Source organism: Thermoflavimicrobium daqui (genome assembly GCF_003313465.1).
In the GTDB taxonomy this organism is placed as follows: Bacteria; Bacillota; Bacilli; order Thermoactinomycetales; family Thermoactinomycetaceae; genus Thermoflavimicrobium; species Thermoflavimicrobium daqui.
The window spans coordinates 1-12,660 of record NZ_KZ845676.1 but is presented as its reverse complement, the minus strand read 5'-3'; the positions used below and the strand labels follow the sequence as shown (position 1 = coordinate 12,660).

12 protein-coding genes and 2 rRNA genes are annotated in these 12,660 nt (G+C 38.8%); 2 read left to right on the top strand and 12 right to left on the bottom strand.

Features of this window, described 5'->3' with window-relative positions; translation table 11 throughout:
* Position 1: 1 nt before the first annotated feature.
* Together DL897_RS16280 and DL897_RS16275 are read right to left on the bottom strand one after the other, a co-directional pair.
* Positions 2-106, bottom strand: coding sequence for a MetS family NSS transporter small subunit (locus tag DL897_RS16280; RefSeq protein WP_113660185.1), 105 nt, complete (start codon positions 104-106; stop codon positions 2-4).
* Positions 103-1,605 carry a sodium-dependent transporter gene (locus DL897_RS16275; protein ID WP_113660218.1) on the bottom strand — a complete coding sequence of 501 codons (1,503 nt, stop codon included), beginning with the start codon at positions 1,603-1,605 and terminating at the stop codon, positions 103-105. The genes DL897_RS16280 and DL897_RS16275 overlap by 4 nt, the downstream gene beginning before the upstream one ends.
* An 864-nt stretch (positions 1,606-2,469) precedes the next feature.
* Here DL897_RS16275 and DL897_RS16270 point away from each other — a divergent pair.
* Complete coding sequence (locus DL897_RS16270; RefSeq protein ID WP_113660184.1) at positions 2,470-3,000, top strand: helix-turn-helix domain-containing protein; 531 nt, start codon at positions 2,470-2,472, stop codon at positions 2,998-3,000.
* Between the two features lie 69 nt (positions 3,001-3,069).
* On the opposite strand, the gene DL897_RS16265 is transcribed toward DL897_RS16270, so the two are convergent.
* From DL897_RS16265 to DL897_RS16250, 4 genes are all read right to left on the bottom strand, one after another.
* Positions 3,070-3,501, bottom strand: coding sequence for a DoxX family protein (locus tag DL897_RS16265; protein WP_113660183.1), 432 nt, complete (start codon positions 3,499-3,501; stop codon positions 3,070-3,072).
* A 398-nt stretch (positions 3,502-3,899) separates the two neighbouring features.
* A complete protein-coding gene (locus DL897_RS16260; RefSeq protein WP_113660182.1) occupies positions 3,900-4,574 on the bottom strand; it encodes a uracil-DNA glycosylase in 675 nt (224 codons plus the stop codon).
* A gap of 459 nt (positions 4,575-5,033) precedes the next feature.
* Entirely contained in the window at positions 5,034-5,648 is a 615-nt protein-coding gene (locus tag DL897_RS16255; protein ID WP_113660181.1) for a YczE/YyaS/YitT family protein, read from the bottom strand.
* A 29-nt stretch (positions 5,649-5,677) separates the two neighbouring features.
* Positions 5,678-6,106: a GNAT family N-acetyltransferase gene (locus DL897_RS16250; RefSeq protein ID WP_113660180.1), complete on the bottom strand. Its 429-nt coding sequence runs from the start codon at positions 6,104-6,106 to the stop codon at positions 5,678-5,680.
* Positions 6,107-6,219: 113 nt separating this feature from the next.
* Between DL897_RS16250 and DL897_RS16245 the strand changes: the two genes are divergently transcribed.
* Positions 6,220-6,672 carry a MarR family winged helix-turn-helix transcriptional regulator gene (locus DL897_RS16245; protein ID WP_113660179.1) on the top strand — a complete coding sequence of 151 codons (453 nt, stop codon included), beginning with the start codon at positions 6,220-6,222 and terminating at the stop codon, positions 6,670-6,672.
* Between the two features lie 195 nt (positions 6,673-6,867).
* Here the strand turns inward: DL897_RS16245 and DL897_RS16240 are convergent, their stop codons facing one another.
* From DL897_RS16240 to DL897_RS16215, 6 genes are all read right to left on the bottom strand, one after another.
* On the bottom strand, positions 6,868-7,902 hold the full coding sequence (locus DL897_RS16240) for a GntG family PLP-dependent aldolase (protein WP_420824147.1): 1,035 nt from the start codon (positions 7,900-7,902) through the stop codon (positions 6,868-6,870).
* Positions 7,903-7,929: 27 nt separating this feature from the next.
* Entirely contained in the window at positions 7,930-9,156 is a 1,227-nt protein-coding gene (locus DL897_RS16235; protein ID WP_113660177.1) for an ATP-grasp domain-containing protein, read from the bottom strand.
* Positions 9,131-10,183, bottom strand: a complete 1,053-nt coding sequence (locus DL897_RS16230; protein ID WP_113660176.1) for a PLP-dependent cysteine synthase family protein — start codon at positions 10,181-10,183, stop codon at positions 9,131-9,133. Before DL897_RS16230 ends, DL897_RS16235 begins: the two co-directional genes overlap by 26 nt.
* Before the next feature lie 16 nt (positions 10,184-10,199).
* On the bottom strand, positions 10,200-11,699 hold the full coding sequence (locus DL897_RS16225) for an argininosuccinate lyase (protein ID WP_113660175.1): 1,500 nt from the start codon (positions 11,697-11,699) through the stop codon (positions 10,200-10,202).
* Between the two features lie 578 nt (positions 11,700-12,277).
* Positions 12,278-12,394 (bottom strand): 5S ribosomal RNA (gene rrf, locus DL897_RS16220).
* A 95-nt stretch (positions 12,395-12,489) separates the two neighbouring features.
* Positions 12,490-12,660, bottom strand: a 23S ribosomal RNA gene (locus DL897_RS16215); the annotation flags it as partial.

Sequence of the window (12,660 nt, the reverse complement as noted above, 5' to 3'; positions counted from 1 at the left end):
ATCACTCATTATTTCTTGCTTTGTAAGCGACCCACAAAAAGTAGATGAGCCCTCCCCATAAACCGATAGCGCCTACAGCCAACATGGTCCATGCGCCACTACTCATTGCTCATCCCTCCCTGTCGTCATTGCTTGATCTTTCCAAGAAATAGACTGGGCAATCCAACCAAACACAATCACAAGTGCCGCAACGCCCCATCCCATGACAATCAATCCACTCATTGGATAGCCTTCATATGGTTTTTTCAACTCATCCACTAAGTTAAAGGCTGTCATAATAATCAGAATGATAGGAGTCACTACTGCTAAGACAAAATTCCACCAACGACCAATTCGTATAATCGAAACCCCATTGACATGGTCACGGATCTGATCTAATTGTCTTAATACCCATGCAAGTACAATCACTTCGGCTAGACCGGCCAATACGATACCATAACTATTGATAAAACGATCAATCGTATCGAGATAGCGTAATCCACCGCGCGTTGTATAAAGAAGACTAAGAACAAAGGTAATTCCGCAAACCCAATTTACTGCTGCTTTCCGGGTCAGATTAAACTTTTCTCTAACTGCTGAAATACAAGGTTCTAAGATGGAGACCGCAGAGGTAAAACCAGCGAATAACAAAGCTCCAAAGAAGCAAACTCCAAAAAGAGAGTTAAGTCCGGGAAACTCATTAATAATATTCGGGAAGACAACAAACGCCAATCCCACTCCCGCTTTAGCTACGTTTTCTACGCCTACTCCTTGCTGAACTGCCAAAAAGCCTAAAGCTCCAAATACCCCTAGAGCTGCCAAAAATTCGAATCCACTATTCGCTAAACCAGCGATAAATGCACTATTAGACAAGTCTGACTTTTTAGGAAGATAACTAGAATAAGTCATCATGATACCAAATCCGATGCTTAATGAGAAGAAAACTTGTCCATAAGCTGCAATCCATACTTTTGGATCAGCTAATGCTGAAAATTTCGGCGTTAAAAGAACATTTAATCCTTCTACTGATCCTGGGAGTGTCACTCCTCGAATCGTGATAATGATCATAAACACTACTAGAATCGGCATTAATATTTTGGCACTTTTTTCAATTCCTTTTTTGACACCTTTGATGAGTACGAAATAAAGAGCTGCCCATGCTAATAAAACAGGAAGAAGTACTTTCCACTGAATGCCGCCAAAATTCCAAAAGCTATCCGACATTCCTAAAAAGTTTTTAAAGAAGAAAGATTCCGGGTCATTTCCCCATTGGGTTCCGATCGAATAATAGGTGTAGCTTAATGCCCATCCGATAATAGCCATATAGTAAGAGATGATAACGACACAAATAAAAATCTGCCACCAACCTATCCATTCAAATCGGCGGGATAAGCCCTGAAAAGTACGAGGTACCGAACCACGAGATCGATGCCCTAAAGCATATTCCATAATTAAAATTGGGATCGCTGCTGTAAGCAGAGCGATAAAATATGGGATTAAAAAGGCTCCGCCACCATTTTCATAAACAACATATGGATATCGCCATATATTCCCTAGGCCAACTGCTGATGAGATCGCAGCGATGATAAAACCTGCTTTTGATCCCCATTGTTCTCTTTGTTCCATCTTTTCTTCTCCTACTGCTCTTTCAAATTTCGGAATATTCACTCCGTAAGAACAGAGGGAATCTACACCTCCTTCAAGTAATTAATAAGTAATATAACAAATTACTAACTAAAAATAAATCATTTCATTCACATTTTGTTCAGTAATTCGCTGCTTATTAATTAGTAATACTATTATGACATAATGGTAATTTTAAAATATAACTGCTTTCCGACTCCTATTTATAAAAGGAAAATTCTAAGATATTAATAGTTACCTCCTTCTTGTAAATACATAAATCGAAAAAGCATTTGCTTAGTTTAATATGTAGAATAGATTTATTGTGTTAGTGTATATATTTTATGAATTTTACTATTATACTAAGTATAACATAATAGTTGGGTAATTTATGAATTTATTCTATTTAGTAATCGATTTTATAAAACAACTTTTTTATACTATAGAAAAATGGAATATATAAATGAAAGAACTTCATCTGGTTAAATGACTTTTTTAAATTTCCACGAAAATCACCGACAAGAGGCTCGCCTTTTCAAAGGCGTAGAGGAATGACGGCATTTCCTAGTATTCCTTCTTTTTAGGACTATAACCTACAACCCTTTTTCGAGTCAACGCATCGTTCCACTACAGACTGTACCATGGTTTGCAGTTTCCCAATAAAAAATATATATTCATATTAGATAACAGATTAATAAACGTGAAGGAGGAAACTGCTACTTTAAGTCATGGTCCATCAAATTAGCGAGTTCTTTTTACTGTTGTATATTTTGTAACCTAATTCTACCCATACTCTTGATAAGAGGGAAGACACATAAAGAACAGGAATGTGAACATGGATCAATCCTAGTTGTAGCAGAAAAACCAATGGATATCGGAGCTAACATTCGTGAAATACGAAAACAAAAAAAATTAACTATTACACAAATAGCAGACGGAACAGGCTTATCTAAAGGCTTTTTAAGCAATGTAGAAAATAACAAAACTTCCCCTTCCGTCGAAACCCTGAACTCGATAGCTAAATTTTTAAACGTTCCCTTACCTTATCTTTTTCTCGAAAAAAATGAACGTATGAAGGTCGTACGAAAACAGGAACGGGAAATTACAACCTTTGGCAAATATCAATCTAAGGTAGAGCTACTTGCTTCTTATGAAGGCTTACGTATGATGATTGCCGAGCTTCCACCAGGAATGTCAACAGGTGACGATGCGCATGCTCACCAAGGAAAGGAATGTCATGTCATTCTTCAAGGAAAAATTCTTGCACAACAAGGAGAGGATATGGTCATTCTAGAAGAAGGAGATTCATTTAGTTGGTGTGCAAGTGTTCCTCATTATGTAAAAAATATTGGTGATCAAACTGCCCAAGTCTTAATCGCGGTTTATACCGGATTATAGTAATTAAGGTTGCAAAAAAATCCAAGACTTCAATATATATTGAAGTCTTGGATTTTCGCTATTGGCTAATTAAGAGGAGGGATTCTCTTTTACTCCCTCACTCTTTTTTCCACGAAGTAACCATCGATCCATCGACAACCCTTCTGAACCCACTAATGTAAGATATACCGAAATGGCTAGCAGCGCAAGGTCAAATTCATATCCTGTTTTTCCAGCTGTTCCTGTAAATCCTGCTGATAGCTTAACCGTAAAGATTGCTCCAAGTAGAATAATGGTCAGTCCAGCAGAAACCCAGCGGGTAGCCAATCCTACAATGACAGCAAGGCCGCAAGCTACTTCCATAATTGCTACAATATAGGCTAAAGCTCCTGGTAGTCCAATACTTTGGAACCACCCAGCAGTATTATCTAAACCTGTTTGAAATTTTGCAATACCATGAACCAGAAAGATAATTCCCAATACCAACCTTAGAACAAGGTTTCCGATTTGCTGCTTATTCATTAATTGAATCCTCCCCTTTATTCAAATAGAAATATTGTATTCATATAAGAATACAATATAACAAAAAAATATTAGGAATAACTATAAGTACTGCCTTAAGACTCCCTTAAAAACTAGTATTCATATGGGACATATAAAGAATAACATCTCCACTTATCATCGTCAATCATTTTTTATCTTATATAGAACAATGTTTTCTAAGAGAAACATTATCACTTGTAAATAACGGTTTTCCTTTTCCGTTTAATTCCCACTAATGAATAAACTAGAAAATGCCGTTTAATCGGGAAAGGAAAACCGTACAATAATCTCCTAAGTAAAGGATTACTCGTCAAAAGATATAATTAGCTCAATAGTCACTTATCCAGCCTCGAAATACTTGCTTATCAAACCTTCAATTAGATATTAGGAATTTGCCAGTCGATAGGTTCCTCTCCGATTTTTTGTAAAAATTGATTGGCTTTTGAGAAAGGACGACTACCAAAAAACCCTCGATCAGCAGAGTATGGACTAGGGTGAGCGGATTGGATAATAAAATGATGCGGATTGGTGATTAGCGCTTTTTTCTCTTGCGCATTTTTCCCCCATAGAATGAAGACGACCGGTTTTACACGGCGATTTAGGCTTACAATCACTTGATCTGTAAACATTTCCCAACCTTTACCACGATGAGAGTTGGGCGTCCCTTTTCGTACAGTTAAAACGGTATTTAACATCAATACACCTTGCTTTGCCCATTTTTCTAAATATCCATTGTTAGGGATATAACATCCCAAATCATGCTGTAGTTCTAAATATATATTTTGTAAAGAAGGCGGGATAGCAACACCTGGTTTAACCGAAAAACTTAATCCATGAGCTTGACCCGTTCCATGATAAGGATCTTGTCCAATAATTACTACTTTCGTTTGGGCATAGGGAGTTAAATGTAAGGCACTGTATATGTCGTACATATCAGGGTAAATCGTTCGTGTATTATATTCATCAACTAAAAACTTACGAAGCTGTATATAGTACGGTTTCTTAAATTCTTCCCCAACGACGTCATTCCAATCATTTTTTAAGATGGCCATATGATGTACACCTTTCTCTCTACTAAATCAACTCAAAGTTCCCCTCTAAAATCATCCGATGATGCTTGTGAACTTATAACATTATTCCACTGAATTATTATACTAAATTGATAAAGAATTTTGGTATAAATATCATAAACTAACAGTCGTGTCGGCTTACATCCTATTGGAATGATTTACTCACTTCAATCCCTTATCACTTCCTCTGGATTTTTATAAGCTATCAACGCAGGGGTTCCAGATATTCTGATATTCCTAAAATAACAAAAGACTATTTAAAATATATTATATCAAACAATAGATTAATAGAGTATACAGCCTGTTGATAGAGATTATGTGATGAAGAAAGCTTATCATCTATCGCGTTTATTCTACTATCCCTATTTAATCGAAAATAGAGTTGCCCCAACCATCTACTTGATAGAGATAGTTGGGGCAACTAATCTACTTTTGTCCTAACTAGGCTTGCTTTGAAATCCTTTGTTCAAACTGGGACACATAGGGCATAAAAAATTGAATAATCCCACCTACCAAAAAAGCATTTAATAATGTTCCAATGCCAATAGGTCCCTTCAATATAAAAGCTAAGATAACAAGTAAAATACTAATAAGGGCTCGTGAATAAGTAATACTTTTCCCTGTTAACTCTTGGATGATAAGCATGGAACGGTCGATCGGAATCGGTGCAAAACGAGATTGTAAATAGATGGCTGTTCCTAGTCCTACTATGATCATTCCCAAAGCGATTAATAGAAATCGACTCATGAAAGTATCCGGATGAATCCATCGAAGCATCCATAACCAGCCATCAATACCCATTCCTGTGATCAATGATGTTAATAAAGCCATATATTCTGGTTGTTGTCTTTGTATCATTGCATTGATTAGTACGATGGTTAAACCTAGAATGATTTCCCAGCTACCAACAGTAAGACCGATTGTCTTAAATAATCCTACCAGTAGAGCATCAAATGGTGACGTTCCAAGATTGGATCGGATCGTTAAAGTCACACCTAGGGTTAGCAGAAGGATACCTATCAAGTAAAACATGAATTGTCTGCATCGTAACCACATACCCTTCCCCACCATTAAAATATAGATTGTTAGTTCCCAATTTCTTTAATCATCACAATATGTGGAATTCCCTCTTCCATAAATATATCTGAGTTCGTTTTGTAACCTAATTTTTGATAAAAGCCCTCTGCTTGTGTCTGACCATGTAATTTCGCTTTCGAAATCCCTTTTTCTTTAGCAATTTCCTCCAATTCTTGTATGATCAACTTGCCCAGTCCATGTTTTCGATGGGTTTTTAATACACAAATCCTTTCTAATTTTGCTACATTCTCTATCACGCGCACTCTTCCAGTACCAACCGGTTGATTTCCATCATAGACAAGGATATGCTCTGCATCATTTTCAAACTCATCAATTTCGTGTTCCAACGGTACCCCTTGTTCATCTACAAAAACCTCTTTGCGAATTTGAAATACAATGTCTAGTTCCTTTTGGTTCTGTACACGTTTTGTATGCAAATTCAATCATCTCCTCTTCGATATTACTATCTATTTGTGTTATGTTAGTTAGTATAAACGAATTAAGTTTTGTTGTAAATACAACAAAACAGTTTCATGAAAGGGGATCGGAAATGACAAAAATCCTACGTGAAGTAGGAATGATTGCTCGATGTCTCGATTCAATTAGTAACTACGAATTTAAGGAACTTCAGCTTTCGAAAGGTCAATATTTATATTTGGTTCGTATTTGTGAAAATCCCGGTATTATTCAAGAGAAAGTTGCAGATATTCTTAAAATAGACCGCACTACTGCTGCTCGAGCGATACAGAAATTAGAATTAGAAGGATTTATTCAGAAAGTGGATCACCCTGTAAATAAAAAAGTAAAGCGCTTGTTTCCTACGGAGAAAGGGAAAGATATTTATCTCGTTCTTAAGAATGAAGAAGAATATTCTACTAAAGTCGCTCTAAATGGACTTACTCCAGAAGAAGTCGAAACTGCTTACCAACTTCTGTATAAAATTAGAAAAAACATTGAGATGGATTGGAAGTTTGTCAAAAAAGGCGGGAAAAGGGAGTATTGATTTATCCCTTTTCTTATTCATACTAGTTTAACCCGCTAGCACCTATGTCCTTCATATACTTCAACGTCTCCAACCAGCGAACAGGTCGCGTCAGCTGTAAGACTAGCAAATTCTTGATCTCATCTTCGCTCGTATAAACAGTCAATCCTTCTTATTAAATGTAGTTCATCTGTTTGCATTTGTAGTACCATTTCTTCAGGACAAAATTTCACGAACAATCAAAATCGCTTTGTCAATATCCTCCGATTGAATACCCGAATGCGTAACTGCCCGAATCCGTCCATGACCAAGTTCCGCCACATTTAGCCCACGCTCATGTGCAGCCTTAATCAATGTCTGCCAAGTATGTTTCGGATGTTCAATGCGGAAAAAGACCATATTCGTCTCTACATCTTCAACACGAATCACAATGCCTGGAATTTTAGCAAGCCCTTTTGCTAAACGTAGCGCATGAGCATGATCTATAGCTATACGGTCAACCATTTGCTTAAGAGCAACCAGCCCAGGTGCTGCAATAATACCTGCCTGACGCATACCACCACCAAGCATTTTTCGTAAACGATATACCTTTTCAATAAACAGCTTCGTACCAGCAACAATCGAGCCAATCGGTGCTGACAAACCTTTGGATAAACAAATTTGTACTGAGTCTGCAAAGTGTGCAATTTCTGATGCTTCAACGCCTAGTGCCACGGACGCGTTAAACAAACGGGCTCCATCCATGTGCACAGGGATTCCTTTGGAATTAGCAAATAAACGAATCTCCTCTAGATATGAAAGAGACAGTACACGTCCACCCATCCGATTGTGTGGATTTTCAAGACAAATCAATGATGGTAAAGCAAATTGTGGATCTTCTGGCTCCAATGGGAACGCCTTTTCTAAGTCAGCAATTGCCAATCGTCCGTCTGTTTGGGTTGGAATAGGTTCATACATAATACCGCCACAAACAGATGCCCCAGCTGCTTCATAAATATAAATGTCGGACTCATTACCAACGAGAACTTTCGAACCACGGGGACAATAAGCAAGTAGTGAAGCAAGATTAGCCATCGTACCACTTGGCATCAAAATAGCTGCTTCCTTGCCCAGCATTCGGGCAGCTTCTTCTTCCAAATGGCGAACTGTTGGATCCTCTCCATAAACATCATCACCAAGCACAGCCTCTTGCATTGCGTCCATCATCTCACGCGTGGGTAACGTAAATGTATCACTTCTTAGTTCAATCATATCTTTCACACCCCTTATCTCGCACATTTACTTGATTTTTAGGGAAATCATCTTTGCTGCCTTTTCGAGACACTCAACTGTTTCTTTATACGTATCACCACAGGCAATGATATTCCCAAGCCGATGAGAAAAATTTTCGGGAGGTTGTACGACTTGTCCGATTTGCGCCTTAACGACTAACTCTTGTATACCTGGAAGCCTCTTTACTTCCTCCATGTTATCTACACAGTTAAGTCTCCCAGATTCTTTTGCTGTTAGAAACTGAATGCCCGCAAAGCGATGTCGTATATTTGCATCCCATTCTGGAGCAACACCTGCAGCACAGAGAATTTGGTATTTGAGTAGATCCATTCCTGTCGAGTAACGTATCAGCTCTGGAATCATACCACCTGCGAGCCGAGCATTAACTTCAATTATCAAACAGCCATTTGGCGTCCATTTTACTTCGGAGTGCGATGCCCCAAATTGCAGGTCTACCATTTGAAGTGCACGTTTCACTGTCGATATGATCTCCTGTTGTACATCTGCTGGGAGTTGAGTTGGAAAAATATGTCCGGATTCTACAAAGTACGGGAATCCAGTCAGCCGTTTTTCGGTAATCCCAATACAATATGAATTGCCCTCCCATGAAAACATCTCCACACTATATTCGGACCCTTCAATATATTCTTCAAGTAATACGGTTTGTACTGTCTTCTGTCCTCGTGCGTTAAGTTTCTTCTCAAGTATCTTGCTTGTAAGTAGTTCTACCTCTTCCCAACTAGAACAAAAGCGCACATTGTTGGATCCACTGTCATCAGCCGGCTTTACCACGCAGGGGAGAGACACTGACCCACGCACCGCATCAAGGTCATCGATCGAGCGTATAGTCTTAAACTTGGGTTGTAACAGCTTTTCTATTCGGAGTTTTTCTCGAAATAACGCTTTATTACGACATATTGCTATCGTTTGAGGAGAGTTACCTCTAAGTCCAAATAATTGTACCAGTTCGGCTACCGTTTCTAGATAATAATCACTGGTCGTTAAGATTCCCGCGATCTCATTTATATTCTCTTTGGATATACAGAGCTTTAAGGCGTCCATTGAATTTGTGTCTGTCTCGATCACTCGGCATTTAAACGAAGAAAGCCCATCATATCGACTTGCCTTTTGTGTCAAAAATATCGCTTCATATCCGAGTTCTTGTGCCTTACCAATAGCCAATATTCCTGTACCAGTTGTATTTGCTTCAACGAACATGAGTTTTTTTGTCATGCGGATGCACTCCCATTAACTTAGCATAAGACCAAGAAGTGACTACTGAATTCAAATCAACATACTGTGGTTCTTTGGGTATGCTGAGTTCTTCAAGACCTTTCTGCTCGCGATATTGATGATTGTAGATCGTATCAGTATAACGATCTCCACGATCAGGAAAAATCGCTACAATATGACAATCTTGTGAGACCTGGCTAGCTAACCAACAGGCGACCATATACACGGATCCTGAACTGTTTCCAGCAAAAATATGCTCGTTACGAGCAAGTTGCAATGTGGAGGCAAACGCCTCTTCATCATTTAGCCAGTGAACATAATCAATGACACTAAAATCTACATTTTGTGCCACTAAACTATTTCCAAGCCCTCCCTGCAAACGAGTAGGGCGATCTGGCTGGCCAAAAATTACACTCCCTGTCGCATCAACTGCCACCACTTTTAAGTTCGGATTAAATTTCTTTAATGCAGATGCAGTTCCTGACAGTGAGCCGCCACTGCCGACAGAACCCACCAGAATATCGACACGTTTAATATCATTCATTACCTCTATTGCAAGCTCTTGATATGCACGGGGATTTTCTGGATTCTCATACTGGCGGGGCCAAAATGCATCTGGAAATTCTTCCATCAACTCATACAGCCGCTCGAGTCGTGCACTTTGCCATCCGTTTTTGCCCATTTCTTTCACAATATGTACTTGGCAACCAAGTGATACAAGCTTAGCATATGTGATTGAGTCAATACGTGGATCAGTCACAATGTGTACCTCATGCCCAAGATGTCGGCCAACAAGCGCTACCCCACAAGCCATTGTTCCTGATGAACTCTCGATGATCGGCATACCATCCTTCAGTTCTCCAGATAATTTAGCCGTAAGAATGGTTTGTTTAGCTACTCGATCTTTCATTCCAAACGGGTTCATCAATTCTAGCTTGGCATATACCGTCCCTACTGATTGAGAGGTTAGACGTAACTTCACCAACGGCGTATTGCCTATGACCCCTACCATATTTTCATACAGCATCTACGTACCATCCCTTTCACCTCTTGGTTGATCCTAACTTATCTAAAAGACGTTCTCGTTTCATATCTGCTGCATATAAGTAAGAGGTCCGCTCATCAATCTCTTTTCCTAAACTCTGGGCTCGTTCTTTTTGTGCCAACAGAAGCTCTAAAACTTTCTCTGGATGAGTTGATCCCGAAGAATTTTTCATATACAAACTTTTTCGAATATCGAATGCTACCTTGAGTAGATGATTTAAATTAGAGACTTCAAATCCTTCCTCAACGCACATTTCTGCCAATAGCTGTGGATCTCCCTCGCTGGGTGCTAAACCGCGTTGAACTGCACTCATAATATATCGCCCAACGATAACTTGGGCTTTTCGATATGGAATCCCTGTTTGCATGGTCAATAAATTGGCAAGGGTAAATCCACCAAAGAAATCACGCTTACAGATCCTAAGCATTCGCTCTTCATTAAAATTCAGATGATCAACTACTGTTTTTAACAAACGAAGCAGCGACTTGGTAGTATGAAATAAAGTTAATAGATGCGTTCCAGCTTCTTTCGATGTCTCCACTAAATTGGTAAAGGGGGTATTACGTTGTCCGAGAACCATATCAAGATGAAATGCAGACAAATGGGCACTTTTTCCTCGTATCCGTTCTAAAATCGGGAAATTTTTCTTTTGAGGCATCGCAGAAGAGATACCTGACAGCTGATCAGGTAAATCAATAAAGCTCATTTCACTACTGCCCCATTGAATTAAATCAGTCACAAGTCTTGAAATCAGAACAGAAAAAATGGATAGTTCAGCTGATATTCTTAATACCCACTCTCGAGACGCAACGGCTACCAGTGCACTAGGGCGGGCTCTAGAAAATCCTAGTAGACTTGCAAGGCGTTCACGATTCCAATCCAATTCAACTCCAGCCATCGCTCCTGAGCCAAGAGGACACTGATTGAGTTCATCGTATATTTGTACCCAGCGCACCAGCGCTTGCAAGAGTTCCTCGTTGACCGAACTTAGATAAAAACCGGGAGTAATAATTTGTGCAGACTGGAAATGGGTATGCCCAGGCATCGGCATCTCTCGATAACGATCAGCAATGATATACATGGACTTAATTAATTCTTGCAGACACCCCATAAGCTCAAGCCACTGTGTCCGCCCAAACATGATCTGAGCACAGGCTTGAAAATCATTACGACTTCGATCCATATGCCAGCAAGAAACAGGCTCAGCAAGGGAAGATTCCACCCGTCGCTCAATTGCAAACGCAATGTCCGACATGTTACTTTTAGGATCTGCCACCAGTGTGTCACGATTAATAGACTGAAGTAGAAGGGAAAGAGATTGCGCTTCTTGTTTCGTAATCCACTCCATTCTTACATATTCCAAAAGCATAACCTGTTCAATTTGAATATACGCTGGCAATAAATACTCAACCTCATATGTAAATTGTGGTTCTAAAACTTCCTCATGCACCATATGGGCTGGTGTCTTCGAAATACGTCCTGTTAATCTTTCTTTCATAGGGAATACAGCTCCCTTTTAGATATAATGGGTCTATCATTGTCTTTACCCTTAGGAACATAATTCTCTTAAGAATTGAGTTCTAAGAGATTCTATGTAAGAATCAAGGCAAAAGGAGTAATTTCAAAAGCGGTAAGTGGTAGATTAAGAAGATAATCTTAATTGATAAGAGATAACAAAATTATTACTTTTTTAGATTTGAACGTTATGGGAACAATTTTTATCTTAAAAAAGGGGAATATCCTCAGATTGTATTAGTAGAAATGGAGAGTACAGAGTTTATTAGACTAATAGAGGAAATGGAAAAATGTATTAGTTTTTTTACGAAAAATACACGCTCAATCTCCGGGAATGCAAATAGTATAACTATTTACTAATATACTAATATTTATTTAAATAATAATTTTTATCATATAATTTGTCAACCAAGTTATGTGAATATAAATCTAAATTTAATTAAAAAATATAATTTAAAATATTTTTTATTTAATAAGAACCTTTACTCTCTTCTATCAAAAGATTTCTTATATAAAACATACTAAAAAGCCATCCAGAAAAACTGGATGGCTTTTGTTATTGCCTGGCAATGACCTACTCTCCCAGGGGTCTGCACCCCAAGTACCATCGGCGCTGAAGGGCTTAACTGTCGTGTTCGGGATGGGAACGAGTGGAACCCCTTCGCTATAATCACCAGACGTTTCCCAGAATCTGCGATTCTGGGACAATATTTAGATGTGTGAATCACACACCTTGAAAATTAGAAAGGAAATGAAGTCAGAGTGAGAGTAAGTAGGTTAAGCCCTCGACCGATTCGTATCCGTCAGCTAAACACATTGCTGTGCTTACACCTCGGACCGATCCACCTCGTCATCTACAAGGGGTCTTACCTGAACAAGTCAGAGGGAAATCTCATCTTGAGGTGGGCTTCGCGCTTAGATGCTTTCAGCGCTTATCCCTTCCG